The 25,321-nt window shown below is 63.0% G+C and carries 26 protein-coding genes; 9 read left to right on the forward strand and 17 right to left on the reverse strand.

Annotation, left to right across the window (positions count from 1 at the left end; genetic code table 11):
• Positions 1-32 precede the first annotated feature (32 nt).
• From GC127_RS14195 to GC127_RS14205, 3 genes are all read left to right on the forward strand, one after another.
• Positions 33-803, forward strand: coding sequence for an EcsC family protein (locus GC127_RS14195; protein ID WP_008280616.1), 771 nt, complete (start codon positions 33-35; stop codon positions 801-803).
• A 109-nt stretch (positions 804-912) separates the two neighbouring features.
• Entirely contained in the window at positions 913-1,287 is a 375-nt protein-coding gene (locus GC127_RS14200) for a hypothetical protein (protein WP_008280615.1), read from the forward strand.
• Positions 1,280-2,476 (forward strand): HlyD family secretion protein, encoded by a 1,197-nt coding sequence (locus GC127_RS14205; protein WP_151978772.1) that lies wholly within the window; start codon positions 1,280-1,282, stop codon positions 2,474-2,476. Before GC127_RS14200 ends, GC127_RS14205 begins: the two co-directional genes overlap by 8 nt.
• Before the next feature lie 10 nt (positions 2,477-2,486).
• Here the strand turns inward: GC127_RS14205 and ptsP are convergent, their stop codons facing one another.
• From ptsP to metF, 4 genes are all read right to left on the reverse strand, one after another.
• Positions 2,487-4,730: a phosphoenolpyruvate--protein phosphotransferase gene (gene ptsP, locus GC127_RS14210; RefSeq protein ID WP_008280613.1), complete on the reverse strand. Its 2,244-nt coding sequence runs from the start codon at positions 4,728-4,730 to the stop codon at positions 2,487-2,489.
• Between the two features lie 67 nt (positions 4,731-4,797).
• Complete coding sequence (locus GC127_RS14215) at positions 4,798-6,036, reverse strand: aspartate kinase (RefSeq protein WP_008280612.1); 1,239 nt, start codon at positions 6,034-6,036, stop codon at positions 4,798-4,800.
• Positions 6,037-6,118: 82 nt separating this feature from the next.
• The gene (locus GC127_RS14220; RefSeq protein ID WP_151978774.1) at positions 6,119-6,610 is read right to left on the reverse strand and encodes a PaaI family thioesterase; all 492 of its coding nucleotides are present in this window, start codon (positions 6,608-6,610) and stop codon (positions 6,119-6,121) included.
• Between the two features lie 61 nt (positions 6,611-6,671).
• A complete protein-coding gene (gene metF / locus GC127_RS14225) occupies positions 6,672-7,538 on the reverse strand; it encodes a methylenetetrahydrofolate reductase [NAD(P)H] (protein WP_008280610.1) in 867 nt (288 codons plus the stop codon).
• Positions 7,539-7,643: 105 nt separating this feature from the next.
• Here metF and GC127_RS14230 point away from each other — a divergent pair, with 105 nt between their 5' ends.
• Positions 7,644-8,564 carry a LysR family transcriptional regulator gene (locus GC127_RS14230; protein WP_151978776.1) on the forward strand — a complete coding sequence of 307 codons (921 nt, stop codon included), beginning with the start codon at positions 7,644-7,646 and terminating at the stop codon, positions 8,562-8,564.
• A 3-nt stretch (positions 8,565-8,567) separates the two neighbouring features.
• Here GC127_RS14230 and GC127_RS14235 read toward each other — a convergent pair whose 3' ends face one another.
• The 7 genes from GC127_RS14235 to GC127_RS14265 form a co-directional block, all read right to left on the reverse strand.
• Positions 8,568-9,800 (reverse strand): mandelate racemase/muconate lactonizing enzyme family protein, encoded by a 1,233-nt coding sequence (locus GC127_RS14235; protein WP_151978778.1) that lies wholly within the window; start codon positions 9,798-9,800, stop codon positions 8,568-8,570.
• 62 nt (positions 9,801-9,862) lie between these two features.
• The gene (locus GC127_RS14240) at positions 9,863-10,948 is read right to left on the reverse strand and encodes a zinc-binding dehydrogenase (protein WP_151978780.1); all 1,086 of its coding nucleotides are present in this window, start codon (positions 10,946-10,948) and stop codon (positions 9,863-9,865) included.
• A gap of 66 nt (positions 10,949-11,014) precedes the next feature.
• The gene (gene pcaD, locus GC127_RS14245; protein WP_151978782.1) at positions 11,015-11,812 is read right to left on the reverse strand and encodes a 3-oxoadipate enol-lactonase; all 798 of its coding nucleotides are present in this window, start codon (positions 11,810-11,812) and stop codon (positions 11,015-11,017) included.
• A gap of 50 nt (positions 11,813-11,862) precedes the next feature.
• Entirely contained in the window at positions 11,863-12,186 is a 324-nt protein-coding gene (locus GC127_RS14250; RefSeq protein WP_008280605.1) for a hypothetical protein, read from the reverse strand.
• 161 nt (positions 12,187-12,347) lie between these two features.
• Complete coding sequence (locus tag GC127_RS14255) at positions 12,348-13,325, reverse strand: threonine/serine dehydratase (RefSeq protein ID WP_151978783.1); 978 nt, start codon at positions 13,323-13,325, stop codon at positions 12,348-12,350.
• Positions 13,322-14,155 carry an alpha/beta fold hydrolase gene (locus GC127_RS14260; RefSeq protein WP_081506682.1) on the reverse strand — a complete coding sequence of 278 codons (834 nt, stop codon included), beginning with the start codon at positions 14,153-14,155 and terminating at the stop codon, positions 13,322-13,324. Before GC127_RS14260 ends, GC127_RS14255 begins: the two co-directional genes overlap by 4 nt.
• Positions 14,155-14,841, reverse strand: coding sequence for a haloacid dehalogenase type II (locus GC127_RS14265; protein ID WP_008280602.1), 687 nt, complete (start codon positions 14,839-14,841; stop codon positions 14,155-14,157). Before GC127_RS14265 ends, GC127_RS14260 begins: the two co-directional genes overlap by 1 nt.
• A 205-nt stretch (positions 14,842-15,046) precedes the next feature.
• Between GC127_RS14265 and GC127_RS14270 the strand changes: the two genes are divergently transcribed.
• Positions 15,047-15,475, forward strand: a complete 429-nt coding sequence (locus GC127_RS14270; RefSeq protein ID WP_008280601.1) for a peptidylprolyl isomerase — start codon at positions 15,047-15,049, stop codon at positions 15,473-15,475.
• A gap of 181 nt (positions 15,476-15,656) precedes the next feature.
• Here GC127_RS14270 and GC127_RS14275 read toward each other — a convergent pair whose 3' ends face one another.
• From GC127_RS14275 to irrA, 3 genes are all read right to left on the reverse strand, one after another.
• On the reverse strand, positions 15,657-16,295 hold the full coding sequence (locus GC127_RS14275; RefSeq protein WP_151978785.1) for a hypothetical protein: 639 nt from the start codon (positions 16,293-16,295) through the stop codon (positions 15,657-15,659).
• Positions 16,296-16,461: 166 nt separating this feature from the next.
• Positions 16,462-17,451 carry an NADPH:quinone reductase gene (locus GC127_RS14280; protein WP_151978786.1) on the reverse strand — a complete coding sequence of 330 codons (990 nt, stop codon included), beginning with the start codon at positions 17,449-17,451 and terminating at the stop codon, positions 16,462-16,464.
• Between the two features lie 11 nt (positions 17,452-17,462).
• Positions 17,463-17,882, reverse strand: a complete 420-nt coding sequence (gene irrA / locus GC127_RS14285) for an iron response transcriptional regulator IrrA (RefSeq protein WP_037297550.1) — start codon at positions 17,880-17,882, stop codon at positions 17,463-17,465.
• A 189-nt stretch (positions 17,883-18,071) separates the two neighbouring features.
• On the opposite strand from irrA, the gene fabA reads away from it, so the two are divergent.
• From fabA to ribD, 4 genes are all read left to right on the forward strand, one after another.
• Entirely contained in the window at positions 18,072-18,581 is a 510-nt protein-coding gene (gene fabA, locus GC127_RS14290; protein WP_008280595.1) for a bifunctional 3-hydroxydecanoyl-ACP dehydratase/trans-2-decenoyl-ACP isomerase, read from the forward strand.
• 23 nt (positions 18,582-18,604) lie between these two features.
• Entirely contained in the window at positions 18,605-19,036 is a 432-nt protein-coding gene (locus GC127_RS14295) for a hypothetical protein (protein WP_151978787.1), read from the forward strand.
• A 135-nt stretch (positions 19,037-19,171) separates the two neighbouring features.
• A complete protein-coding gene (gene nrdR, locus GC127_RS14300) occupies positions 19,172-19,654 on the forward strand; it encodes a transcriptional regulator NrdR (RefSeq protein WP_008280592.1) in 483 nt (160 codons plus the stop codon).
• 20 nt (positions 19,655-19,674) lie between these two features.
• Complete coding sequence (gene ribD, locus GC127_RS14305) at positions 19,675-20,745, forward strand: bifunctional diaminohydroxyphosphoribosylaminopyrimidine deaminase/5-amino-6-(5-phosphoribosylamino)uracil reductase RibD (protein WP_151979759.1); 1,071 nt, start codon at positions 19,675-19,677, stop codon at positions 20,743-20,745.
• A gap of 85 nt (positions 20,746-20,830) precedes the next feature.
• On the opposite strand, the gene GC127_RS14310 is transcribed toward ribD, so the two are convergent.
• The 3 genes from GC127_RS14310 to GC127_RS14320 form a co-directional block, all read right to left on the reverse strand.
• Positions 20,831-21,166: a hypothetical protein gene (locus GC127_RS14310; protein ID WP_008280590.1), complete on the reverse strand. Its 336-nt coding sequence runs from the start codon at positions 21,164-21,166 to the stop codon at positions 20,831-20,833.
• A 451-nt stretch (positions 21,167-21,617) separates the two neighbouring features.
• Entirely contained in the window at positions 21,618-24,737 is a 3,120-nt protein-coding gene (locus GC127_RS14315) for a valine--tRNA ligase (protein WP_151978788.1), read from the reverse strand.
• Between the two features lie 132 nt (positions 24,738-24,869).
• Complete coding sequence (locus tag GC127_RS14320) at positions 24,870-25,304, reverse strand: Lrp/AsnC family transcriptional regulator (protein ID WP_008280588.1); 435 nt, start codon at positions 25,302-25,304, stop codon at positions 24,870-24,872.
• Positions 25,305-25,321: the final 17 nt, after the last annotated feature.

Genomic DNA, 25,321 nt, shown 5'->3' on the forward strand with positions numbered 1-25,321 from the left:
CCTTGGCTTGGAACTTGTGGTGGGACACGCGGATGGAGCTTTTGGGCCGACCGATTGACGAGACCGAAACCGAGCGGCGCTTGCGCGCGCTGGTGGCGCGCAATGCGCAGGCGGGCAATGGGGTGATTGATCTGCTCAACCTTGTGGGTGGGCGCGCCGAGGGCTTGCTGGATCGCTTGCCGCCCAGTTTGCGCGCGCGCCTTAACGAGACCACCGAAGAGGCGCTGCGCCGCGCCGCCGAAATGGCGCATCGCTCGCGCGGGGTTGTGGGCGATCAGCCGGGCTGGATGGCGCGGGCGCTGACCACCTCAATGGGGGCGGTGGGCGGCATCGGCGGCCTGCCCACAGCGCTGGCCGAACTGCCGATCACGGTTACCGTGCTCTTGCGCGCCATTCAGGATGTGGCGGTGGAAAACGGGTTTGACCCATCCGAACCCGCTGTGCGGTTCGATTCGGTGCAGGTGTTCGGCGCGGCAGGGCCGCTCGAGCGCGACGATGGGGCCAATCTGGGCTTTCTGGGCAGTCGGATGACTGTGACCGGCCCCGCGCTCAACGCGCTTATCGCGCGGGTGGCGCCGCGTCTGGCGGCGGTGCTGGGCCAAAAGCTGGCGGCGCAGACTGTGCCGATCTTGGGGGCCGCAGCGGGGGCGGCGACCAATTATGCCTACACCCGCTATTATCAGGATATGGCGCAGGTGCATTTCGGGCTGCGTCGGCTGGCGATTGACGCCGGTCGCGACCATTCCGCGTTATGCGCCGAGTTTCGTGCAATGGCCCAAAGCACACCGGGCCGCGTCAGCTGATCCGATCTATCCGCCCCTGCATCAGCATGGCGGATGCAGCACATAATTTCCTTGATATTGCAGCTATAACCCATAGGCTGATGGCGATTGATCGTGATGGATTTCAGCTATGGCAACTACAGAGGAACACGGCGCTGCGCTTCCGGGATGGTTCGCCGCGCCGGGAGAGGGCGACACGCTGGCATGGGTGTCCTTGGGGCTGCTTATCGCGGTGATCTATGTGCTCGTCACGCTCTACGCGGCCTTTGATCGCTGGGCCGAACATCAATCGCACGGCACGCCGCTGGCCAAGACGATCCCGACGATGCTCACCGTCGCCCTGCTTTACGAGCTGTTTCCGCTCGGGCATTTCAATATCCTGTTGCCGATCAGTGCCATCCTGATTGCGCTTATGGCAGATTTGGCGCGCTTCAACCTGTGGGGCGCAGGCGCACAGACGCCCGAAGATACGGCCAAGCCGACAGGAGACACCCAACGTGATTGAGCTGCTTCTGACCTCTTTTCCGGTCATTATCCGGTATTTTCAGCTCAAGCGTCGCGGCGAGGCGATGACCGTCTGGAACATGCGCACAGCCGTTCTGATCTGGGCGGTGCTGGCCTTCTTGCTGTTCCTCCTCATCTTTTATTTCCACCCCAAATCCTATTCGGGCATCGCGCCGTTCCGCACCATTTCCGTGGTGTCACAGGCCAGCGGGCCTGTGACGGCGATCAACGTCATCAATGGTCAACGGGTCGAAGCGGGCGATCTTTTGTTCCAAGTCGATGACCGGGCCCAACGCGCCGCCCTGGAACAGGCAGAGGCGGAATTCGCCAAGATCAGCGCGGCCGAGACCAAGGCCGCCGAGACGCTCAAGGTCGCCCAAGCCTCTGTTGCCGAGGCAGAGGCGTCGCTCGACAAGCTGCGCGTCGATCTCGATAACGCGCTGACGCTTGTCACCCGCAACGTCGGCACGCGTGATGCCGTGCGCCAATTGGAATCCTCGGTCGCGATTGCCGAGGCTGGGGTTGCCGCAGCAGAGGCGCAGGTTGCCTTGGCTCAGACGGATATTTCCCAAACCCTTCCCGCGCAACGCCGCGCCGCCGAAGCCGCCCTGCACAGCGCGCAAGTGGCCTTGGCGCAAACCGAGGTGCATGCCTATACGGGCGGTGTTGTCACCCAGCTTGCCATGAGCTTGGGCAGCCCCGCCTCGACCCTGATCCTCAGCCCGGCCATGGTGATGATCCCCGACCGGCCACAAGGCACGCCCGTGCGCACCGTTGCGGGATTTTCTCAAGTTGCCAACAGCACGATCTACGAGGGCATGCCCGCCGAAATCGCCTGCGACAGCAATATAAGCCTGTCATTTCGCGATGCGGTCCTTCCGGCGCGGGTGGTCTCGGTGCAACCGGCCATCTCCACGGGGCAGATCGTGCCCGGTGGTCGCCTGATGGACCCCGCCGAAATGCTGCGGCGCGGGTCGATCCTTGTTTATTTTGAACTGGCGCATCCAGAGCATGAAAAGATCATGCTCGATGGCAGCGGCTGCATGATTCAGACCTATACCAGCAATCTGCCCGGCTTTTTCGGCCATGTGATCGCAGCCACCGGCGTGGTCAAGGCGGTGGGGCTGCGCATCAAGGTCTGGGGATCGCTGGTGTCGGGCGTGGGCCTGGCCGGGGGTGGGGGCCACTGAGGCAAACGCCTCACATCTGGTCGCGCAGATAATCCATCACCGCCGGGCGCACGGTCTGCGCACCGCGCGCGCGCTCTGCATGGATCAGCTCGCGCAACTGTCCAAGGTCGATCCGCCGCAACAGGCTCTTGACCGGGCCTATAGAGGCGGGGCGCATCGAGAGCGTGCGAAACCCGATGGCGGCAAGGCACGCGGCCTCGATCGGGCGGCCCGCATCTTCGCCACAGAAACTCAGCGGCGTGCCAAGCGTGGCACACCGATAGACAATCCCCTCAAGGAAATTGAGAAAGCTGATGTTGAGCGTGTCATAACGACGGCGCACGCGCTCGTTTTCACGGTCAGCGGCAAAGAAAAACTGCTTGAGGTCATTGCCACCCACCGAGATGAAATCCACCTCTGAATAAAAGTCATCCGGCGCAAAAGCCAGCGATGGGGTTTCCAGCATCGCGCCCACTTCGATCTGCGCAGGGATCGGATGGCCCAGAATACGCTCGCGCTCCAGGGCCTTGTCCATCTCGGCGCGGGCGGCGGTGAACTCGTCGCGTTGTGCCACAAAGGGGAACATGATGGTCAGCGGTCGCCCCTTGGCGGCGCGAATGAGCGCCTGAAGCTGCATCCGCATCACCCCCGGCTTGTCCAACCCCACCCGGATCGCGCGCCAGCCCATCGCCGGGTTGGGTTCGTCATTGGGCTTCATATAGGGCAGCACCTTGTCCGAACCGATATCAAGTGTGCGGAACACCACGCGCTGCTCCCCGGCGGCATCCATCACCCGCGCATAAAGCTCTGATAATTCGGCCCGTTTGGGCATGTGGTTGCGGATCAGGAACTGCAATTCGGTGCGAAACAGCCCCACCCCCTCTGCCCCCGAGCCGACAAGGCTGGGCAGGTCGGCCATAAGCCCCGCGTTCATCTTGAGCTTGATGCGCTGACCGCAGAGCGTCTCGGCGGGTTTGTCACGGATCGAGGCATAGCGCTGCTGCGCCTCGGCCTGCATCGCCATCTTGTCGCGAAAGGCTGACACGACCGTATCGTCGGGCCGCAGATGCACGATGCCCTGATCACCATCGACAAGGATCGGATCGCCGTTCAGGGCCTCGGTCGTGATGCGATTGGCATGGATCACCAGCGGAATCGCCAACGCCCGCGCCACAATCGCGGCATGAGACCCGACCGATCCCTCCTCCAGCACGATCCCCTTCAGGGTGCGGCCATAATCGAGCAACTCTGCCGGGCCGATGTTGCGGGCGATCAGAATCGGATCGGCGGGCATGTCCGCGCCAGTCTCGTTGCCCTGCCCGGTCAGGATCCGCAACAGCCGGTTGGAAAGGTCATCAAGATCATGCAGGCGCTCGCGCAGATAGGCATCCGTCACCTGGCCCATGCGCGCGCGGGCGGCGGACTGCTCCTTTTCCACCGCTGCCTCTGCTGAAAGACCGCTGTCGATATTGGCCTCCATCCGGCGCATCCAGCCTTTGGAGTTGGCGAACATGCGATAGGCTTCCAGAATTTCGGTCTGATCCTTGTCGCCGCCATTGGCCGAATTCAGCATGCGGTCCACGCCCACGCGCAGCGCCTCAACCGCCTCGTTCAGCCGTGTCAATTCACGCACCGGATCATCGGCGATGGGATTGGTCACAACCACGCGCGGCTCGTGCAGCCAGACCCGGCCCTGTGCCGTGCCTTCCTGCGCGCTGGCGCCACGAAACAGCACCGCTTGCTGGTGGCGCGCCGACATGGCGGCCCCTTCGCCCACAAAAGCGCCCAGTTCGGCCATTTCGGCCAGAACCATGGCCACCACCTCGACCGCATAGATTTCTTCGTCCGAGAACAGCCGCGCCTGTTTCGATTGCACAACCAGAACGCCCAGCTTTTCCCCAAGCCGCTGGATCGGCACACCCAGAAACGACGAATAGGCCTCTTCGCCGGTCTCTGGCATGTAGCGAAATCCGGGCTCTGCCGGGGCATTGTCGGTGTTGATCACCTCGCCGGTGCGCGCCACACGGCCCACCAGACCCTCGCCCATACGCATCCGGGTCTGGTGCACGGCCTCGGCCTTGAGACCCTCTGTCGCGCACAGCTCCAGCGTGTCCTCGTCACGGAACAGATAGATCGAGCACACCTCGATCCGCATTTCCTCGGCGATGAGGCGGGTAATCTGGTCAAGCCGCGTCTGTCCTCCCGCATCCTCGGCCATGATGGCACGCAGACGGCCCAGCATCTGGCGGCTGTCGGTCTTGAAATGTTCGCTCATGGGTGGCGATCCCCCCAAGCAGATTCAGGGATTGGCCAGACCCGGCGGCAGGGATGCTGTGGCCGGGTCAGGCCGCTTTGTCCAACTCGAACGCATCATGCAGTGCCTGCACCGCGAGTTCCATGTATTTCCGGTCGATCAGCACGGAAATCTTGATCTCGGAGGTTGCAATCACCTTGATGTTGATTCCTTCATCGCTCAGCGTCTTGAACATCTTGGCGGCAACACCCGATTGGCTGCGCATGCCGATGCCCACTGCCGAAATCTTGGCCACATTGGTATCGGCCACAAGGTCGTGATAGTTGATGTCGCCGCGGTCCTTGGCCTCGCGTAGCGCCTTCTCGGCGCGGATCACCTGATCCGTCGGGCAAGAAAAGGTCATATCCGTGCGGCCTTCTTCGGCAATGTTCTGGATGATCATATCGACATTCACGCCCGCCTCGGACAGGGGCCCAAAGATGGCGGCCGCGATGCCGGGGCGGTCCGCCACCGAAATGAGGGTCATTTTCGCCTCGTCGCGGGAATAGGCGATGCCGCTGACAACCTTTGATTCCATGATTTCCTCCTCGGCGCAGACCAGCGTGCCGGCCTCATCAGATGGTTCCTCGAAACTGCTGAGCACCCGCAGTTTCACATTATACCGCATCGCCAGTTCCACGGAACGGGTTTGCAGCACCTTGGCCCCCAGCGAGGCCAGTTCCAACATTTCCTCAAACGCGATCTTATCAAGCTTGCGCGCCTTGGAGGTGATGCGCGGATCGGTGGTATAGACCCCGTCCACATCGGTATAGATATCGCAGCGTTCCGCATCAAAGGCGGCGGCAAAGGCCACGGCGGTGGTGTCCGATCCGCCACGCCCCAGCGTGGTGATGCGGCCCTCGGGCGAAACCCCTTGAAAGCCCGCCACAACGGCCACGCGCATGCCTTGGGCAAAGCGGCCATTGATGTTCTCGGTCGGGATTTCCTCTATCCGGGCGGCGGAATGCGCGGAATTGGTCTTGAGCGGCACCTGCCAGCCCTGCCAACTGCGCGCCGGGATGTCCATTTCCTGCAACGTAAGCGCCATCAGCCCCGCCGTCACATTCTCGCCCGCGCTGACCACGGCGTCATATTCGCGCGCGTCATGTAAGGGCGCGATTTCATTGACCCAGCCGACCAGTTCGTTGGTCTTGCCCGACATGGCCGAGACGATGACGATCACGTCATAGCCCTTGGCCACCTCAAGGCCCACACGCTTGGCGGCGCGGCGGATGCGGTCGATATTGGCGACCGATGTGCCGCCGAATTTCATCACGAGAACGGGCATGGGTGCAGTCCTGAGCCGAAGTATCGGGCGCGGTTTACGCGCGGGCAGGGCGCTGCGCAAGGGGGTGCTGCGCCCGGAGCATCTATGCGCCGTCGGGACGCATCACCAAACAGGTGGTCGATCCGGTGGCATAAAGCCGCCCATCGCTCAGCCCGCGCAATTCGCCGCGCGCCACGGCGGTCGAGCGGCCCTTGTGTTCAAGCGTGCCAATCGCCTGAACCGGCACATCAAGCGGCAGGGCGCGGGTGATATTCACCTTGTATTCCAGGGTTGTGTAGGTCTCGCCACGCTCGAGCGCCGTCATCACCGCGCAGCCCATGCAACTGTCGAGAATCGCGCCATACCAGCCACCATGCACGCCGCGCATCGGGTTGGTGGCGTCAAACTGTGCTGCCCCCTCGAACACCACATGACCCTGCCGCGCCTCAATCGGCCGAAAGCCCAGCGTCGCCCCAATCGGCGGGCAGGGCAAGCGGCCGGCGATCATATCCTCGATGAACCCCAGCCCCGTTCGGGCCAAAATGGCCGCGAGGTTCGGCAATTCGTCCAGCGATGTGGCGTGGGTTGACGGCATATCGGCCCCTCCTGTCCCTGCGGGGTGCAGGGTAGGCGGGGCCGACTGTCTCGGCAAGCGCTCAGGCGACGTCGCGCAGCGTCACCTTGGGTGTGACACCCAAGGCATGGCACACATCGCGGGTCAATTCCGGGCGATTGAGCGTGTAGAAATGCAGGTCTTCGACCCCACCATCCAGCAGGTCACTGCACAGTTCCGTGGCCAGTGCGGTTGCCAGCAGGTCATGCCGGTTGTCGCGAATGGCCTTGTCAAACGCCTCATCCAGCCACGCAGGAACCTGCGTTCCGCAGGACAGTGCGAATTTGCGCGCGCCGACCCAGTTTTCAATCGGCAGAATGCCGGGGATGATCGGCGCATTGATCCCTGCCGCCGCACAGGCATCGCGGAAGCGGAAAAAGGTCTCTGCTTCAAAGAAGAATTGCGTGATCGCCTCGGACGCGCCTGCGTCAATCTTGCGTTTGAGCCAGTCGATATCGGCGCGTTGATCTGCCGCTTCGGGGTGCTTCTCGGGATAGGCACCAACACGGATGGTGAACTTGCCGGTATCGGCCAGTGCCGAAATCAGCTCGCAGCTATTGGCGAACCCATCCGGGTGCTGCACAAACCCGTTCGATCCCTTGGGCGGGTCGCCGCGCAGGGCGACAATCTCAGACACGCCAGCGGCGGCGAATTGGTCGGCAATCTCCAGCGTCTCGGCGCGGCTGGCATCGACGCAGGTCAGGTGCGCCGCCACATTCAGGCCGGTGGCCTTGTGCAAGGTGCCTACCGCCTCGCGGGTCAATTCGCGGGTTGTGCCGCCCGCGCCATAGGTCACGGACACAAACCGTGGGTCGAGCGGCGCAAGCGCGTGGATCGTCTCCCACAGGCGAAACGAGGCCTCAAGCGTCTTGGGCGGGAAGAATTCAAAAGAGATACGCGGCGTTGTCATCTTGGGTCATCCCGTGCAGGAGTGAAATCTGTTATCCTCTTGTTGCAGGTGCAGCAATGTGAGACAACTTCATTAAATTCATGGTTTGAATGAGGTTCACTAATAATGCATATCGAGTTCCGGCACCTGAAAACGATCCGTGCCATTCATCAGGCCGGCGGTTTGGCACGTGCGGCGGACCTGTTGCACATCACCCAATCCGCCCTCAGCCATCAGATCAAAGGGCTTGAGGATCAGACCGGGGTCGAGCTTTTTGTGAGACGTTCCAAACCCTTACGCCTGTCTGCTGCCGGTCAGCGCCTGCTGCGGCTGGCCGAAAAAATCCTGCCCGAGATCGAGGCATTGGAACAGGAATTCGAAGGCCTGCGCGAGGGCAGCGCGGGCCGCCTGCATATCGCGATTGAATGCCACGCCTGTTTCGAATGGCTCTTTCCCGTGCTGGAACGCTTTCGCAAAACCTGGGGCGAGGTCGATGTCGATATTCGCCCCGGTCTGGCCTTTGACGCGCTGCCCGCCCTGCAAAAGGAAGAGGTGGATTTGGTGGTCTCCTCCGACCCCGAGGATCTGCCGGGAATCAGCTTCAAACCGCTCTTTGATTACGAGCCGGTCTTTGTCGCCTCAAGCCAGCATCCTTTGGCGCAGAAACCCTATGTCGAGGCGGCTGACTTTCGCGATGAGGTGCTGATCACCTATCCGGTGGACCGCTCGCGGCTTGATGTCTTTACCGAATTGCTGACCCCGGCCAAGGTCGAACCCAAAAGCATCCGACAGGTCGAACTGACCGCCGTAATCCTGCTTCTGGTTGCCTCCAATCGCGGTGTCGCCGTGCTGCCCGATTGGGTGGTGCGCGAGGTCAAGACAAGCACGGATTACGTGACACGTCCCCTCACGGCCTCGGGCAAGACCAAACGCCTCTATGCCGCGATCCGCGACGATGACGCAGACAAGCCTTATATGGCCTATCTGCTCAAACTTGCCCGCGAAATCCCGGTGCGCCTGCAACGTGGCGATAAGGTGGGGGGCTGAGCGTCAGCCCTCTTCGTGCGGCGCCCCCCCGGCAAAGCTGTTGCCGTTGGTATAGTCGCAGGGGGCTTCCTGCATCTCCAGATGCAGGCCGGTGCCGTGATAGGGGTTGGCGCGCGCCAGCGCCTCATCCACCTCGATCCCCAGACCGGGGGCCTCTGGCGGGGTGATATAACCACCTTCAACCCGGATGCTGCCCTTGATCAGCGCATCATGGAACGGGGTTTCGATGCTCTCGCACATAAGGATATTGGGAATGGACGCGGCAAAATGCACATTCGCCGCCCATTCCACCGGCCCGGCATAAAGATGCGGTGCCATTTGCGCGTTATAGACCTCGGCCATGGCGGCCACTTTCTTCATCTCCCAGATGCCGCCTGCACGGCCCAAGGCCGGTTGCAAAATCGCCGCCGCGCCCTCGCGCAGCACAGGCGCAAACTCGGCCTTGGTGGTCAAACGCTCGCCTGTCGCCACAGGGATGCGCACCGCGCGCGCGACCTGTGCCATTGCGCCCACATTGTCGGGCGGCACCGGCTCTTCATACCAGAGCGGCGAATAAGGCTCGATGGCTTGGCCCAGACGGATCGCGCCTGCGGTCGTGAATTGCCCATGGGTGCCAAAAAGCAGATCGGCCTTGTCGCCCACCGCCGCCCGGATTTTGCGGCAAAACTCGACCGACAGGGATATGTCCGTCATCGCAGGCATATGCCCGCCGCGCAGCGTATAAGGGCCTGCGGGATCGAACTTGACTGCCGTATAACCGCGCGCCACGCAATCCGCCGCACTTTCGGCGGCCATATCGGCCGAGGTCCAGAATGGCGTGATCGGATGATGGGGCAGGGGATAAAGATAGGTATAGGCGCGAATGCGCGGGTTCATCTTGCCGCCCAAAAGCGCCCAGACAGGCCGCCCCCGCGCCTTGCCCAGAATATCCCAACAGGCAATCTCCAGTCCCGAAAAGGCCCCGATGGCCGTCAGGTCCGGGCGTTGGGTAAAGCCCGAGGAATAGACGCGGCGGAACATCAGCTCGATATTCTCGGGGTTCTCGCCTTCCATGTGGCGGGCAAACACATCCTCGATCACCGCGCGCATGGCCTCAGGCCCGACGCTCGCGGCATAGCATTCGCCCCAGCCGGTGATCCCGTCATCCGTGGTCAGCTTGACCAAAATCCAATAGCGCCCACCCCAGCCGGGCGCGGGTGGTGAGGTCACGATGATATCAAGGTCTCTGAGCTTCATGGCTGTGTCCTGTTAAAACGCAAGAGCGGGGCACGCGGCATTTGCGGCCAGATGAAAGGCTGTCATTCAAACACAATCACATTACGCCGGGCCGACCCGGATTTGGTATCGGCGATGGCGGCGTTGATCTGGTCAAACCGCCAGCGCCGGGAAATCAGCTCGTCCAGCTTGAGCCGCCCTTGACCATAAAGATCGACCATCCACGGAATATCGCGGCGAATGACCGCCTCGCCCATCTTGGAGCCGACCATGGATTGTCCCATCGCGGCGAAACTCGCGGCTTCATAGCTTGAGGCGGCACCCGTATGGGGCATGCCGACCATGATCACCTTGCCACCCCCGGCCAGATAGCGGGGTGCCAGATCATAGGCCTTGGCCGCGCCCACGGTGACAAGCACGGCATCGGCCCCGCGTCCCATCGCCGCCTTGGCGCTGCGCCACGGCTTTTCCTCGGTCGCCAAGACACCATCGGTCGCGCCGAATTCACGGGCGGCGGCCAGCTTGTCCTCGGTCATGTCCACCGCCACGATCCGCCGCGCGCCCGCGATGCGTGCGCCCTGAATGGCGTTAAGGCCGACACCGCCTGCCCCAATCACCACCACATCCTGCCCCGCGCGCAGATTGGCCGCATTGATCACGGCCCCCACGCCGGTAATCACCCCACAGGCCAATAGGCTAGCCGCCGCCATGTCGATCCCATGTGGGATTTTCACGATCTGGCTGTGATGCACCACAACAGATGTGGCAAAGGCCCCGCAGGCCATGGCCTGATGCAATCTTCCCCCCGAGAGCGTCGAAAGCGGGCCGTGCCCGTCGTCTTGTGGCGTCTCGCATCCCGTTGGGCGGCCCGTGGCGCAGGGCGCGCAGTGCCCGCAGGCGCGAATAAGCGTCACCACCACCGGATCGCCCAACGCAAAGCCGGGGACACCCGCGCCAACCGCGCTCACAATCCCCGCCGCCTCATGGCCATAAACGGCGGGCAGGGTGCCGCCCCAACCCCCCATCGCATAGGAAATATCCGAGTGGCAAATCGCCACCGCCTTGACCTCGACCTGCACCTCACCCGCCTCTGGCGCGCGCAGATGCACCGGTTCGATCACGAGAGGCGCGCCAAATTCATGGCATACGGCGGCTGTGATGGTCTGCATGGGGCCTCCCTTCCAATGCTGGGCGCAAGTGATCCGGATTCGCGCGTCACCGCAAGCGGGTTTCTATCAGGCGTGGCCGATATGCCCCGTGGCGCGCAGAAACTCTGACAGCAGCCGCGCGTATTTTTGCGGCTGATCCACCGGGGGCACATGCCCGGTGCGGCGCATCAGCTCGAATTTTGAGCCGGGGATTAGGTTCACCGTCTCGCGCACAAGATCCGGCGGGGTCGAGCCATCCTCGGCCCCCGCAATGCCCAGCGTGGGCAGGCGCAGGCCAGAGGTAGGCGTGTAGAAATCCGTTCCGGAAATGGCAGCGGCACAGCCGGCATAGCCCTCTGGATCATGCTGGCAAAGCCGCTCAAACCATGGCAAGTGCCTGTTTTCCTTAAGATAGCTGCGCGTGAACCACCGTTCACACGATCCGCGCGCCAGCTCTGCCATGCCGCCCGCGCGGCGTGCGGTGGCGATCCGCTCGGCCCAAAGCGTGGGCGTGCCGATCTTGGCCCCGGTATTGGACAGCACCAGCGCCCGAATGAGGTCGGGGCGCTTTACCGCCAACCCCTGCGCCACCATCCCGCCAATCGAAAGGCCGACAAACATCGCCTCACGCACCTGCAAGTGATCCAGCAATCGCTCGGTATCGCGGATGAGCGCGCCCATGGAATAGGGGGCAGGCGGGGTCGAGGATTGCCCATGCCCGCGCGCATCATAGCGGATGATCCGCAGGCCGGGCGGCAACAGCGGCACCACCGCATCCCAGAGAAACGTGCCGGTGCCAAGCGCATGGGCAAAGACGATGGGCGCGCCTTCGGGGTCGCCTTCGTCGAGGTAATGCAGGGTCACATCGCCTGTATCAAACATCATCCGCGTCGCTCCTTGTCCCTTGGGCGCGACGCGGGGGCAGGTCCCCCCTGTCAGTGCGACACCACAGCAAGGCCCGCCAACACCATGGTCGCACCACCGATCTGACGCACGCTAAGCGCCTCGCCAATGAACCACGCATAGCTGAGCACGATCAGTGTTTCCAGACCGATGATCGAGATATAGACGACCCCAAGATCAACATGGCGCAGGATCTCGATTTCGCACAGCGCCGCCGCCCCAAAGCCAAGCGCAACCAATCCGATTGCCGCGAGGCTGATCGTGGATGACCCCATCTTCAGTCCAATTGTCGCAATCGAATAACCTAGCGCCGACAGGACAATCAGAAAAATTGCCTGAGCATTTAAAACAGCCATAGTATCCTCCTTTGCCACAAGTCCGTGGCATTAAAATGTTTTTGGAGTGAATGATGGCGTTCTTCTGGGCTGAGTGTTGCAGCTTACCTTGCGTCAGTTCAAGTCCGGTTTTCCATACCGGCGCAGTATGACGCGGCTCAGGTTTGGCCCATGATCAGAGCTCAGACAGCAAAGCGCGACAGCGCATCGCAGAATACATCCGCATCGACATTGCCACCAGAAATGGTGACGAAAACCGCCTCGCCCTCGATCTGATCGGCCCGAAAAAGGGCGGCCGCCAGCGCCACGGCACCGCCCGGTTCTGCCACCAGTTTAAGCCGCGAAAAGGCCAGCGCCACCGCGTGCAGCGCCTCATCCTCGCTCACCACCAATCCCGGACCGCACAGCAGCTGCATGATCGGAAAGGTGATGTTCCCCGGCTGCGGCGTGATGATGGCATCGCAGAGACTGCCCGCGGTGCGGGCGTTACGCTCGATCTGGCCCGATGCCAGCGAACGGGCGACGTCATCAAAGCCTTCCGGCTCACAAGGGCGCGCGCGCAGCCCCGGCGCGTCTGCCTCAAGCGCAAGGGCGATCCCCGAGGTCAGACCGCCACCGCCGCAACAGACCAGCACATCGGCGCGGGTAATGCCCATGGCCGCCGCATCCTCGGCAATCTCCAGCCCGATGGTGCCTTGGCCTGCGATCACCTGTGGCTCGTCAAAGGGTTTGATCAGGGTCAGACCGCGCTCAGAACTCAGCGCCGCGCCGATGGCGTCTCGATCCTCGGTCGCACGGTCATAAAGCACCACCTCGGCCCCCAGCGCGCGGGTGTTGTCGATTTTCATGCGCGGCGCGTCGCCGGGCATGATGATGACACTGGGCACCCCGAATTGCCGCGCCGCCAGCGCCACACCCTGCGCATGGTTGCCGCTGGAAAAGGCGATCACGCCCCGCGCGCGGGTGCCCTCATCCAGCGCCGACACAGCCGAGCGCGCACCGCGATATTTGAAACTGCCGGTATGTTGCAGGCATTCGGGTTTCACGAATACGCGCCGTCCCGCGATCTCGTCCAGAAAGGGCGAAGAGAGCAGCGGCGTGCGCCTTGCATGGCCCGCCAGACGGGTGGCGGCGGCGCGGATCATCGTGATGTCGGTCATTTTGTCAGGTCCAATAGGGCGCGTATTGCGCCGAGGGATTGCGGTTCGTCGAGAAAGGGCACATGGCCCCGGTCGGGCACGGTGGCGGTGATCAGCGCGGGATGACGCGCCTGCATTTTCTCAAAGGTCTCAAGGCTCAGAAGGTCGGAATTCGCCCCTCGGATCGCGGCGGTGGGAATATCGCGCAGCGCGTCGAAAAGTTGCCACAGGTCCACTGCTTCGCCCGCCCCCGCTTGCCCCACCAGCGCATCGCGCAGCCGCGCGTCATAGCGCAGGCCAAGCCCGCCGCCCGGTTTCTCATAGAACATGAACTCTGCCTGTTGCCGCCAGCGACTAAGCGGCACACCGGGAAAGCCAGCGGCATGGACATGGGCAAGCGCGGCGGCGCACTGCTCCAGATCGGCCTGCGCCGGCTCATTGCCCACGTAATCCATGATCCGCTCGATCCCGATGGGGGCCACCTCTGGCCCGATGTCATTGAGCACGACACCGCGCAGGCGTGCAGGCTGCCCATAGGCCAGCGCCATGGCGATCAGCCCGCCGCGCGATGTGCCGATCAGTATCACGCGCTCCAACCCCAGATGGTCCATCAGTTCAATCGCATCCTGCCCTTCGCGCAGGATGTTGTAAGACATGAAATCGGGCGCATGATCCGATTGCCCGCGCCCGCGATAATCCATGCAAATCACGCGGTAGCCCGCCAGATGCGGCGCGACAAAGCTGAAATCGGCGCTGTTGCGCGTCAGCCCCGCAAGGCACAGGATCGGCGCGCCCGCCCCCTCATCAGAGTAATAGAGCGACACGCCGTCCGAGGTGCTAAACCGCCCCATCAGCCGCGCACCAGATCGGGGATGCCTGTGAGGTCGCGCAATTGGTGGCGCGGTGTGGCGGGCAGGCGATCCACCGGATCACCCGCGCGGTTGACCCAAGCGGTCGTAAACCCATAGCCTGCCGCCGCAGACGCATCCCAGCCATTCGACGATACAAAAAGCACCTCATCCGGCGCAGAGCCAAACCGCTGCCCCACCAGATCATAGACCCCCCGCGCCGGTTTGAAGATGCCCACACTCTCCACCGAGAGCACATCATCAAGCACATCGCCAATCCCGGCAGAGTCTACCGCGCCTTGCAACATATCCGGCGATCCGTTCGAGAGAATGGCGGTCTTCATCCCCGCCGCTTTCAGCGCGGCCAGCATGGCGGGCACTTCGGCATAGGCCTCAAGCTCCCAATAGAGCTGCAACAGCCGCGCGCGCAAGTCGCTGTCGCCCTGTAGCCCCTCCGCCTCCAGTGCCCAATCCAGCCCGTCCTGTGTGACCTGCCAAAACCCGGTGTGTTGCCCCATCACGGCGCGCAGCCAGGTGTATTGCAGCTGTTTCAGCCGCCATTTCTCGGCAATCGCGGGCCAGTGCCGGGCAAAAACCTCGCGTCCCGGCTCGGACGCGGCATTGCGCGCGGCGGCGGCCACGTCAAAGAGCGTGCCATAGGCATCAAAAATGCAGGTGGTAATCGGCATCGTGTCCCCTCGTTCGTTGCGCGCAGACTGTCACGGAACGTCAGAGGGGGAAAGACCCCGAACACCACGGCCGCGTCAGAGTTTGGGCATCGGTTTGCAAATCCGGATCAGCTTGCCTAAATTGACAGGCAGTCGTCTCAAGCACCCGCGCAATCCTTGCGTGGCCTTGCAAACCCATCCCCCTTCACAACAGATTGGAAATCCCATGACGCAGGTCAAATCGGGCGATACTGTCCGCATTCATTACACCGGCACACTGGCCGATGGTGCCACCTTTGATTCGAGCGCGGGCCGCGATCCGCTGGAATTCACCGTGGGCTCGGGCCAGATCATCCCCGGCCTTGATGCCGCGATCCCCGGCATGACCGTGGGGGACAAGAAAACCGTTCAGGTGCCCGCCGATATGGCCTATGGCCAGCCTGATCCCAATGCCCGGCAGGCCGTGCCCCGCGCCGATATCCCGGCGGAAATCCCGCTTGATCCGGGCACACAGTTGCAGATGCAGACGCCGCAGGGTCAGGTGCTGCCGGTGACGGTGGCCGAAGTCTCCGACACCGAAGTCGTGCTGGATGCCAACCACCCGCTCGCAGGCAAGGACCTGACCTTTGCCATCGAACTGGTGGCCATCGGCTAGGCCTCCAAGTGCCAAGGGGCGCGACCGGAGTTTTCCGGGGCGTGATGCGCTGATCGAAACCACACCCGTCCCGGGCTTGACCCGGGACCTCACCGCAGCAGCGTGGAGGCCCCGGCTTGAAGGCCGGGGCGATGTGACCCCGATCAGGCGCAATCTGCTCTGATCCCGGTCGCGCCCGCGCTCATTTCATCAGGTTGTCCACATCCGCCAATCCGATGCTGGGGCTGTAGATATAACGCAGCTGCTTGGTCTTGCGCCCCGATTGGGTCCGCTCGGTCCAGATATACTCCATCGAACCGGGGCGGCCTTTGTAGGTAAAGGACACTCTGGTCACTCGGATCGTCACCGTGAACCGCGTTGTCTTGCCGCCCATATGCTGCGCCATCTTGTAGCTTTTGGTCATGCCGCTGCGCCATGGGCCGACCGGCACAAAGCCATCACCGGTGAAATATCTGTTGGCCGCGCCCGGTCGCTTGTCGAGCACCCGCGCCAGGGCCATGCCATCCGGGCGCAGCGTGTAATAGCTGGTCTTGGTGCCGGATTTCTCACGTTTCGTGCGCACATAGATCGTCATGCGCTGGCCTGTCACCGGATGGGTCCAACGGCGCGGCCCCTGAATCCGCCGCGCCCCGACGGTGCGATCAATCCGATCCCCGAATTTCGCGCCGGGCACCCCCGCCCAGAGCCCAAACCCAAGCTGCGCCGATGCCCCTGGCAGCTGGATCACCGGCATATCCGGCACGCATCCGGCGACCGCCGTCACTGCGCCGCCAGCAAGTGCGGCAATAAAAAAGCGCCGGCTGAGGTGTGGTGTCGTCATGACCCGTTCCTTTTCGTCATTCAATGAGCGTGTTGATGATCTCGTTTCGTGAAAACGTGCCGCCCCGCGAAATATTCCGGGGCGGGGGCCTAATTCTATCAAGCATTTGATATGAAATGGAAATTATGGTGGGCTTGACTGACGCCCATGGCCTCTCGGCGGGCGCTTAGCCGATATCGAGCAGCACCGCGCCTGCGCGCCCCGGTGTCATCACCGCCTCATGCGCTTTGGCGCAATCCGTCAGCGGCAGGCGCATCGCAATCTCCGGGTGCAGCGTGCCCGCCTCAAGTGCGGCATGCAGCCGGGCAATCGCCGCCTCGCGGGCGGGCCATGGCAGGATATAGATCAGCGTGATGTCGATCTTGAGCGCCTTGAAAAGATATGGCCCAAACGGCAGCGTCGGTGCCATGTCCTTGCCTGATCCATAGGCGGCGATGGTGCCGTTGGGGGCCATCACCTCGGCCAGCAAAGCGGCGTTCTGGCCAAACTCCACCTCGATGGCGCGTAAGACACCGCGCCCACCCGTCGCCGCCATGATCTGTGCCGCCAGATCCGGATCGGCATAGTCGAACACATGGCGTGCCCCGGCCGCGCGCACCCGCTCCATCGCGGGGGCCGAACAGGTGGCAATCACCTGTGCCCCGGCGGCATGGGCCAGTTGCACGGCCGTATGCCCAACGGCCCCCGCCCCGCCAGAAATCAGGATCGTCTGTCCCGCCACATCGCCGCCGCCAAACACCGTCTGCACCGCCGTGAGGCCGGGAATACCAAGCGTCGCGCCGACCTCGAACGACACCTCATCCGGCAGAGGCACGGCTTGCACCGCAGGCAGGGCGATGAATTCGGCGGCGGTGCCATGGCTGCGTTGCCACTGACCGTTCCAGACCCAAACGCGCTGCCCGATGCGCCCCGGATTGACGCCCTCGCCCACCGCAGCAACAACGCCAGCCCCGTCCGAATGTGGGATGATTCGCGGATAGGCGGGTTTCGTGACACCGGGGCGGCTTCCCGCCCGCGCCTTGGCATCCGACGGGTTCACCCCCGAGACATGCAGTCGCACCAGCACCTCGCCCGCAGCGGGCGCAGGCGTGTCTGTCTCATGCAGGCTTAGAACATCATGCGCCGCGCCAAAGCGCGTGTAGCTGACCGCGCGCATGCTGCGCGGGATCACTTGGTCCGGCGCAGGCGGATCACCACATCCACCGAGGTGATCTCGGCCCCGTCCGGGGCCTTGGGCAGACGTGCGATTTCCAGCTCGCTCGCCGGGGCGTCGCTCAGCCGATTCTCGTCTTCCCAGTAAAAATGCGGATGATCGACGGTATTGGTGTCAAAATAGCTCTTCGAGCCATCCACCGTCACCTCTTGCAGCAGACCCGCGTCGCAAAAGGCGCGCAGCGTGTTATAGACCGTAGCCAAGGACACCGCCTCGTCACTGTTTTGCGCGTCGGCATAAAGGCTCTCGGCGGTCACATGGCGGTGTTTGCCATCGCCGATCAGCAAAGTGGCCAGCGTCATGCGCTGCCGCGTGGGCCGCAATCCTGCATCGGAAAGCCATTTTCCGGCAATCGTTCCGGCCTCAGTGGTCATCGTGTCATAGGCTGTCATCGTCTCGTTCATCCCGTGTTTCATCCAATATAGGGCCTGCATGGGGGTGGTTTCAATTAATTTCCTGCACTGGGCAATTCGAGGTGCGGTGATGTCGCAGGCTTGCATGCGCCTTTTGCAGGATGATAGAGGGGGCAGTGACCGGTATTTGCAATGAAGGGGGCCGCCTGCATGGCCGATTATCCAAGCAGCTTCGACCGTGACGACCTGCTTAAATGTGCCCGAGGCGAGTTGTTCGGACCGGGCAATGCCCAGTTGCCCGAACCGCCCATGTTGATGATGGATCGCATCACCGAGATTTCCGGCGATGGCGGTGCCCATGGCAAGGGGCATGTGGTGGCAGAGTTCGACATCACCCCGGACCTGTGGTTCTTCAAATGCCATTTTCCCGGCAACCCGATCATGCCCGGCTGTCTGGGTCTTGACGGCCTTTGGCAATTGACCGGCTTCAACCTTGGCTGGCGTGGCTGGCAGGGGCGTGGCTATGCGCTGGGCGTGGGCGAGGTCAAACTCACCGGCATGGTGCGGCCCGACCGCAAGATGCTGACCTATTACGTGGATTTCACCAAGGCGGTGCAGACACGGCGCCTGACCATGGGTGTGGCCAATGGAAGGGTCGAGGCGGATGGCGAGGTGATCTATCAGGTCACGGATATGAAGGTCGCGCTGTCGGAAAACTGAGCGGACACAGAGGGGCAGGGCGAATGCGTGGATGGATTGCGGCCCTCGTGAGCGTCATCGCCTATCCCGCCACCGCCTGTCCCGAAGGCCAGACAGCTTTCCTCACCTGCGACATGGAGCGAGGCAGCAAGGCGCTCAGCGTCTGCCGCAGCGAGACCGAGGTCAGTTACCGCTTTGGCCCCAAAGGCGGCACGCCAGAGCTGGCGCTGACACGCCCCATCGGCGACGGGGCCGAACTCGTGCCATGGCCCGGCATCGGTCGCACCATCTGGGAGGCGGTGCGCCTGCGCAACAACGCCGTGATTTACGAGGTCTATGCAGGGTTCGATAAGTTCGACGCAGTCGACGACAGCAAACCCGACAGCCGCTTTGGCGGCGTGGTGGTGTTGCAGGACGGCAAAGGCGAGATTGCGCACCTTAAATGCCGCGCCGGAACCGTAAATTACAGCTTTTGATCCCGCTTCGTCCCCATGATCTGGGGCAGTAAAATCCCCCCTACCCAAAACCTTGCGGCTGGCCTATAGTGGCTGTGGATAACTGGGCATCAGACCCATGATCCAAGAGGCAAGGACAGAAAAGGGGGACGGCCAATGCGCTGCCCGTTTTGCGGAAATATCGACACACAGGTCAAGGATTCGCGCCCAGCGGAAGAGCATGTCTCGATCCGCAGGCGCAGGTTTTGCCCGGGCTGCGGCGGTCGTTTCACCACCTATGAGCGCGTGCAACTGCGCGATCTGGTAGTTGTGAAATCCAATGGTCGGCGCGAGGATTTCGACCGCGACAAGCTGGAACGCTCGATCCGCATCGCGCTCCAGAAACGACCCATAGAGCCCGAGCGCATCGAACAGATGATTTCCGGCATTGTGCGACGGCTGGAAAGCATGGGCGAGACCGATATTCCCTCGAAAACCGTGGGCGAGATCGTGATGGAAAGCTTGGCCCGGATCGACACCGTGGCCTATGTACGCTTTGCCAGCGTCTACAAGAACTTTCAGGAAGCGGATGATTTCGACCGCTTCGTCAGCGAATTGCGGCCCGAGGACGCGGCCCATAATCCCAAACCGGACGCGTGACCGGCGCCGACGCCCGCTTTATGGCGCTGGCCCTGTCGCTGGGGCGGCGGGGAATGGGCCAATGCGCGCCCAACCCCGCCGTGGGCTGCGTCATCGTGCAGGGCGGGCGCATCGTCGGGCGTGGCTGGACTTCGCCGGGCGGGCGGCCCCATGCCGAACCTCAGGCATTGGCGCAGGCGGGGGAACTGGCGCGCGGGGCCACGGCCTATGTCTCGCTCGAGCCTTGCGCCCATCACGGCCAAACCCCACCCTGCGCCGACGCACTTATTGCGGCGGGCATCGCGCGGGTCGTGGCCCCGTTTGACGATAATGATCCGCGCGTCGCCGGTCGTGGCTTTGCCATGCTGCGCGCGGCGGGCATCGAGGTGCGCACCGGCGTCATGGCAGAACAGGCCGGGCGTGATCTGGCTGGCTTTCTCATGCGCAACGAAATCGGGCGGCCCCTCGTGACGCTCAAACTCGCCTCGAGCTTTGATGGCCGCATCGCCACCGCGACCGGACACAGCCAATGGATCACCGGTCCAGAGGCGCGGCGCGTGGTCCACGGCCTGCGCGCCCGCCATGACGCGGTGATGGTGGGGGCCGGGACCGCGCGGGCGGATGATCCGCAACTCACCGTGCGTGACATGGGCGCGCGCCGCCAACCGGTGCGGGTCGTGGTCTCGCGCCGCCTTGATCTGCCGCTCCTCAGCAATCTCGCCCGCACAGCGCGCGATGTGCCGCTCTGGCTCTGCCATGGGCCACATGTCGATCTGGCGCTGGTCAAGGCTTGGCAGGGCATTGGCGCACGGCTCTTGCCCTGCGAGGTGACACAAGGCCAGGTCGATCCGGCCTCGGTGCTCCATGCGCTCGGGGCCGAGGGGCTGACGCGGGTCTTCTGCGAAGGTGGCGGGGCGCTCGCGGCATCGCTCCTGTCGGCGGGGCTGGTGGATGAGTTGGTGGGCTTTACCGCAGGATTTGCCATCGGTGCCGAGGGTCTGCCGGGCGTCGGCGCTCTGGGCCTCGCGCGGCTGGACGAGGCCCAACGCTACCGGCTGGTAGAAACCCGCGCCTTGGGCGGCGATGTGATGCACCGCTGGTCCCGCGCCTGACGCCAAGCCACGCACCCCACCCGGTGTTTGATCCGACAAGGTTTGCCACCGCGCGCCGTCCTTCGACGACGCGCGCTCGCGTGCCTTATTCCGCCGCGATTGCCAGCGCGTGATACGCCTTGATACGCTGGCAGGGCGACAACACCAAAGGGCGCGGCTTGATCGCGCGCACATTCATGTCCAGCACTACGATCTTGTCGCAAAGACCGTTCTCTCGCGTGTTCTTCTCGACGGTTTCGAACTCTGTTGAGGTCGCAAAGGCGATCTCATGTTGAAGCCCCATATGGTCGCGCAACCGCGCGACATAAGCCAGCCGCGGATGGCCGTCGACTGCGGCAACGCGACGCTCCCGCGCCAGCGCGAGAAGGTTGGGTCCAACAGCAGGGTCCTTGATCGGCGTATGTCCAGACAGAGTTTCCATGGGTGTGCCCTTTACCAAGTGAGGTGGAAATGAAGTTAGGCTGTGAGAGACCGTCGCAGCGATATCGAAGGTGATCGACATGCCGGACAGGGGCGGCAGCCCCCGGAACGCGCGTCGATGAGACTGGAATTCAAGAGACCGCCATCCGTCAGACTGGCACGGCTGCCTCTGTATTCGTAGACGATTTTCAGCGACTTACGCATTTGGATTTGGCCTCGCGCGTGTGTGGCAACGTCTTGCACAACTTCAGTATGCACCTAGCCTGCGGGCTTTGCATGGTCTCCAAAGATACTTTGAGTGATCTCTCGACAGCGCGGCGCGCCTTTGCGCTGGGCCGCCCCCATACCCGACAGGTCGCGATCCCGCGCTAGACATTCTTGCAGGTCGCGCCTAGCGCGTTAAAAACTGCGGCCTTGGGGCCGCAGTCTCAAGCATGCGACAAGTGGGGGGCTCAGCCCAGTTCCGCCAACCGTGCCAAGGCTGCGCGCAGTTTGCTGTCCTCTTCCTCGCGCAGGGCCAAGTTCTCGCGCGCCTCTTCCACCACCTCTTCGGGGGCAGAGGCCACGAAATTGGGGTTGTTCAGCCGCCCGCGCAGCCCGCCCAATTCCTTTTCCAGCTTGGCCAGCGTCTTTTCCAGCCGCGCCTTTTCCTCGGCCACGTCAATGATGTCGGCCAGAGGCAGGCCAAAGCTGCCGCCCTCCACCGCCACGGTGACACAGCCCTTGGGAAAGGCATCCACATCGCTCAGGCTCTCAACCCGCGCCAGACGCTTGATCATCACCTCATTGCGCGCCCAGGCCGCGCGCCCGGCCTCGTTCAACTCTGTCATCAAAAGCGGCACATAAAGCCCCGCAGGCACATGCATCTGCGCGCGCGCAGATCGGATTTGCTCGATCAGGGCAATCACCCAATTCATCTCGCGGTCCGCCTCGGCGTCGATCAACTCGGCCCCATAGGTCGGCCAATCGCCATGCACCAGCATCTTCGCGCGCGTGCCCAGCGTGCCCCACAGCTCCTCGGTCACAAAGGGCATGATCGGGTGCAAAAGGATCAGACATTGGTCAATGACCCACGCCATTGTCGCCTGTGTTTCCGCCTTGGTCGCGGCATCGCCATCCAGCAAAAGCGGCTTGGAAAACTCGACATACCAGTCACAGACCGTGCCCCAGACAAAGGCATAAAGCGCACCCGCCGCATCGTTGAAGCGGAAATTTTCCAGCGCCTCATCGACGGTGGCGCGGGTCTTGGCGGTCTCGCCGATGATCCATTTGTTGACCGTCGCGGTGGGGGCGGGCACCGTGCCCGCGCTGCCCACAGCGCCATTCATCTCGGCAAAGCGCGCGGCATTCCACAGTTTCGTGGTGAAATTGCGATAGCCCGCAATGCGCTCTTTGCTGAGCTTGAGGTCACGCCCCATGGCCGCCATCGACGTCAGCGTGAACCGCACGGCATCGGTGCCATAATCCTCGATCAGGTCGAGCGGATCGAGCACATTGCCAAGGCTCTTGGACATTTTCTTGCCCTTCTCGTCGCGCACGAGAGCATGGACATAGACATGGGCAAACGGCTTTTGCCCGACCACGGCATATTGCATCATCATCATCCGGGCGACCCAGAAAAAGATGATGTCAAACCCGGTGATCAGAACCGAAGTGGGGAAATATTTCTGCAATTCCGCCGTATCCTCGGGCCAGCCCAGCGTGCCGATGGGCCAGAGGCCAGAGGAAAACCACGTGTCGAGAACGTCGGGATCACGCCAGACCGGATAGACCAGATGGGTCGGGTCCTGCGTGGCGGTGTAATCGGCCAGCGCACTCGCCAAACGGTGCAAGGCGGCCTCGCGGCTCTCGACCTCGACCACCTGCATCGACGCCAGCGGCACCGGCAGATTTGCCAGACGGTCGTGAAACGCTGCCGTAACTCCCTCGAAATCGGCCCCGCATTCCATCAGCGGCCCCAAATGCCCCTCATTCAACAGCCGCAGCATCTCTACCAGATCAAGCGTGCCATCGCCCTCGTCATCGTGGAACTCCGGCGCGCTCAGGTCAAAACCATACCACACCGGAATCTGATGCCCCCACCAGAGTTGCCGCGAGATGCACCAAGGCTCGATATTCTCCAGCCAATGGAAATAGACCTTGCGATCACTCTCCGGCAGGATCGTCACCTCGCCCGAGCGCACGGCATCCAGCGCGGGGCCAACGATTTTGGCGGTATCGACAAACCACTGATCGGTCAGCATCGGCTCGATCACCACCTTGGAGCGGTCGCCAAAGGGCTGCATGATCGGCTTGGCCTCGACAAAGGGGACCATCTCGGGCGCGGGTTCGACGCTGTCCTCGGCGTCCCGGGCTTGACCCGGGACCTCTACCATCACCGCCAGCCCTTCGGCCGTGATCTGCTCGACGACACGCTTGCGTGCCTCGAACCGGTCCAGCCCACGCAGATGGTCGGGGATGAGGTTGAGCGTATCAATCTCTTCGGCCGTAAATGCGGCCCCTTCCGCAATCTCCTGCGCGCGCGCCGCGCAGTCCGCATAGGGCGCGCCATCGGCCCGCATCTGCGCGCGCGTGTCCATCAGGCGATACATCGGGATGCCATTGCGGCTGGCCACGCCATAATCGTTGAAATCATGCGCGCCGGTGATCTTGACCGCACCCGAGCCGAAATTGGGGTCCGGATACTCATCCGTGATGATCGGAATGAGGCGGCGATGTTCCTTGGGCCCCACCGGAATTTCGCAAAGCATGCCGACGATGGGCGCATAGCGCGCATCCGACGGATGCACCGCCACCGCCCCATCGCCCAGCATGGTTTCGGGCCGGGTCGTGGCGATGGAAATGTAATCGCGCGTCTCGCGCAGGGTCACATTGCCGTCGGCGTCCTTTTCGACATATTCATAGGTCTGCCCACCGGCGAGCGGATATTTGAAATGCCACATATGGCCCGCCACCTCGATATTCTCGACCTCCAGATCGGAAATCGCCGTCTCGAAATGCGGGTCCCAATTGACCAGCCGCTTGCCGCGATAGATCAGACCCTTGTTGTACATATCGACAAAGACCTTGATCACCGCGTCATGGAAATTGCCCTCTTCGCCCGCAGGGGCCCCCGGCGCGCCCGACATGGTAAAGGCATTGCGCGACCAATCGCAGGAGGCACCCAACCGCTTCAACTGATTGATGATCGTGCCGCCTGACTGGGTTTTCCACTCCCAGACCTTCTTGAGAAACTCCTCACGCCCCATCTCGCGCCGCGTGGGCGCGCCCTCGGCGGCCAGCTTGCGCTCGACCACCATTTGCGTGGCGATGCCGGCGTGATCCTGCCCCGGTTGCCATAGGGTGTCATGGCCCCGCATCCGGTGCCAGCGGATCAGAATATCCTGCAAGGTGTTGTTGAACGCATGGCCCATGTGCAAGCTGCCCGTCACATTGGGCGGCGGGATCATGATGCTAAAGGTTTCAGCCCCCGGCGCGGCATTGGCCCCAGCCCGGAACGCGCCCGCGTCCTCCCACGCCTGATAAAGCCGCGTCTCGGCCTCGGCCGCATTGAATGTCTTTTCCATCGCCATGACGTCGTGATCCTGCAAAACGGGGTTTGCCCTGCTCTAGCGAATGTGACGGCAAAGGAAAAGGCGCGGTGCGGGAAAATCGACCCGCCCCCGGTTTCACCGTTCCGCAAATACGCAAATCCCGGCCGCGCCTCACGCGCCCCGGTCAAGTTTCGTGCTCAGGTGAATAAGGCTCTCTGATCCACGCACGCCCTTGGCCTCGCCGATCCGGTCCAGCGTTTCATCCAGCGCCTCGGTGGTCTCGGCCTCCAGCGTCACAATCAGGTCGAACCGCCCCGAGGTGGTATGCACCCGCCGCACCTGAGGCAAAGATTTGAGCCGCGCCAACACCGCAGGGCCAGAGCGCGGCTCGATACTGACAAGCGCGGTGGCGCGCAGGGCAGGGCGGGCGCTCTGGCTCAGCCGCACGCTATAGCCCGTGATGATCCCGGCGTTTTCCAAGCGCTCCAGCCGCGCCTGCACCGTGGTCCGCGCCAGACCCAGACGGCGCGCCAATGTCGCCACCGGCAGGCGGGCGTTTTCCTGCAAGAGCGCGATCAGCGCGCGATCAGTTTCGTCGGTTTGCATTGTGCCTCCGTCAATAC

Source organism: Roseovarius sp. EC-HK134 (assembly GCF_902498815.1).
GTDB classification, from domain to species: Bacteria; Pseudomonadota; Alphaproteobacteria; order Rhodobacterales; family Rhodobacteraceae; genus Roseovarius; species Roseovarius mucosus_A.

Coding starts and splice junctions, on each gene's coding strand:
- GC127_RS14195 (WP_008280616.1), top strand. CDS start 33: ATGGAGCTTTTGGGCCGACCGATTGACGAGACCGAAACCGAGCGGCGC.
- GC127_RS14200 (WP_008280615.1), top strand. CDS start 913: ATGGCAACTACAGAGGAACACGGCGCTGCGCTTCCGGGATGGTTCGCC.
- ptsP (WP_008280613.1), bottom strand. CDS start 4,730: ATGAGCGAACATTTCAAGACCGACAGCCGCCAGATGCTGGGCCGTCTG.
- GC127_RS14215 (WP_008280612.1), bottom strand. CDS start 6,036: ATGCCCGTTCTCGTGATGAAATTCGGCGGCACATCGGTCGCCAATATC.
- GC127_RS14220 (WP_151978774.1), bottom strand. CDS start 6,610: ATGCCGTCAACCCACGCCACATCGCTGGACGAATTGCCGAACCTCGCG.
- metF (WP_008280610.1), bottom strand. CDS start 7,538: ATGACAACGCCGCGTATCTCTTTTGAATTCTTCCCGCCCAAGACGCTT.
- GC127_RS14230 (WP_151978776.1), top strand. CDS start 7,644: ATGCATATCGAGTTCCGGCACCTGAAAACGATCCGTGCCATTCATCAG.
- GC127_RS14235 (WP_151978778.1), bottom strand. CDS start 9,800: ATGAAGCTCAGAGACCTTGATATCATCGTGACCTCACCACCCGCGCCC.
- GC127_RS14240 (WP_151978780.1), bottom strand. CDS start 10,948: ATGCAGACCATCACAGCCGCCGTATGCCATGAATTTGGCGCGCCTCTC.
- pcaD (WP_151978782.1), bottom strand. CDS start 11,812: ATGATGTTTGATACAGGCGATGTGACCCTGCATTACCTCGACGAAGGC.
- GC127_RS14250 (WP_008280605.1), bottom strand. CDS start 12,186: ATGGCTGTTTTAAATGCTCAGGCAATTTTTCTGATTGTCCTGTCGGCG.
- GC127_RS14255 (WP_151978783.1), bottom strand. CDS start 13,325: ATGACCGACATCACGATGATCCGCGCCGCCGCCACCCGTCTGGCGGGC.
- GC127_RS14260 (WP_081506682.1), bottom strand. CDS start 14,155: ATGGGGCGGTTTAGCACCTCGGACGGCGTGTCGCTCTATTACTCTGAT.
- GC127_RS14265 (WP_008280602.1), bottom strand. CDS start 14,841: ATGCCGATTACCACCTGCATTTTTGATGCCTATGGCACGCTCTTTGAC.
- GC127_RS14270 (WP_008280601.1), top strand. CDS start 15,047: ATGACGCAGGTCAAATCGGGCGATACTGTCCGCATTCATTACACCGGC.
- GC127_RS14275 (WP_151978785.1), bottom strand. CDS start 16,295: ATGACGACACCACACCTCAGCCGGCGCTTTTTTATTGCCGCACTTGCT.
- GC127_RS14280 (WP_151978786.1), bottom strand. CDS start 17,451: ATGCGCGCGGTCAGCTACACGCGCTTTGGCGCGGCGCATGATGTTCTA.
- irrA (WP_037297550.1), bottom strand. CDS start 17,882: ATGACCACTGAGGCCGGAACGATTGCCGGAAAATGGCTTTCCGATGCA.
- fabA (WP_008280595.1), top strand. CDS start 18,072: ATGGCCGATTATCCAAGCAGCTTCGACCGTGACGACCTGCTTAAATGT.
- GC127_RS14295 (WP_151978787.1), top strand. CDS start 18,605: ATGCGTGGATGGATTGCGGCCCTCGTGAGCGTCATCGCCTATCCCGCC.
- nrdR (WP_008280592.1), top strand. CDS start 19,172: ATGCGCTGCCCGTTTTGCGGAAATATCGACACACAGGTCAAGGATTCG.
- ribD (WP_151979759.1), top strand. CDS start 19,675: ATGGCGCTGGCCCTGTCGCTGGGGCGGCGGGGAATGGGCCAATGCGCG.
- GC127_RS14310 (WP_008280590.1), bottom strand. CDS start 21,166: ATGGAAACTCTGTCTGGACATACGCCGATCAAGGACCCTGCTGTTGGA.
- GC127_RS14315 (WP_151978788.1), bottom strand. CDS start 24,737: ATGGCGATGGAAAAGACATTCAATGCGGCCGAGGCCGAGACGCGGCTT.
- GC127_RS14320 (WP_008280588.1), bottom strand. CDS start 25,304: ATGCAAACCGACGAAACTGATCGCGCGCTGATCGCGCTCTTGCAGGAA.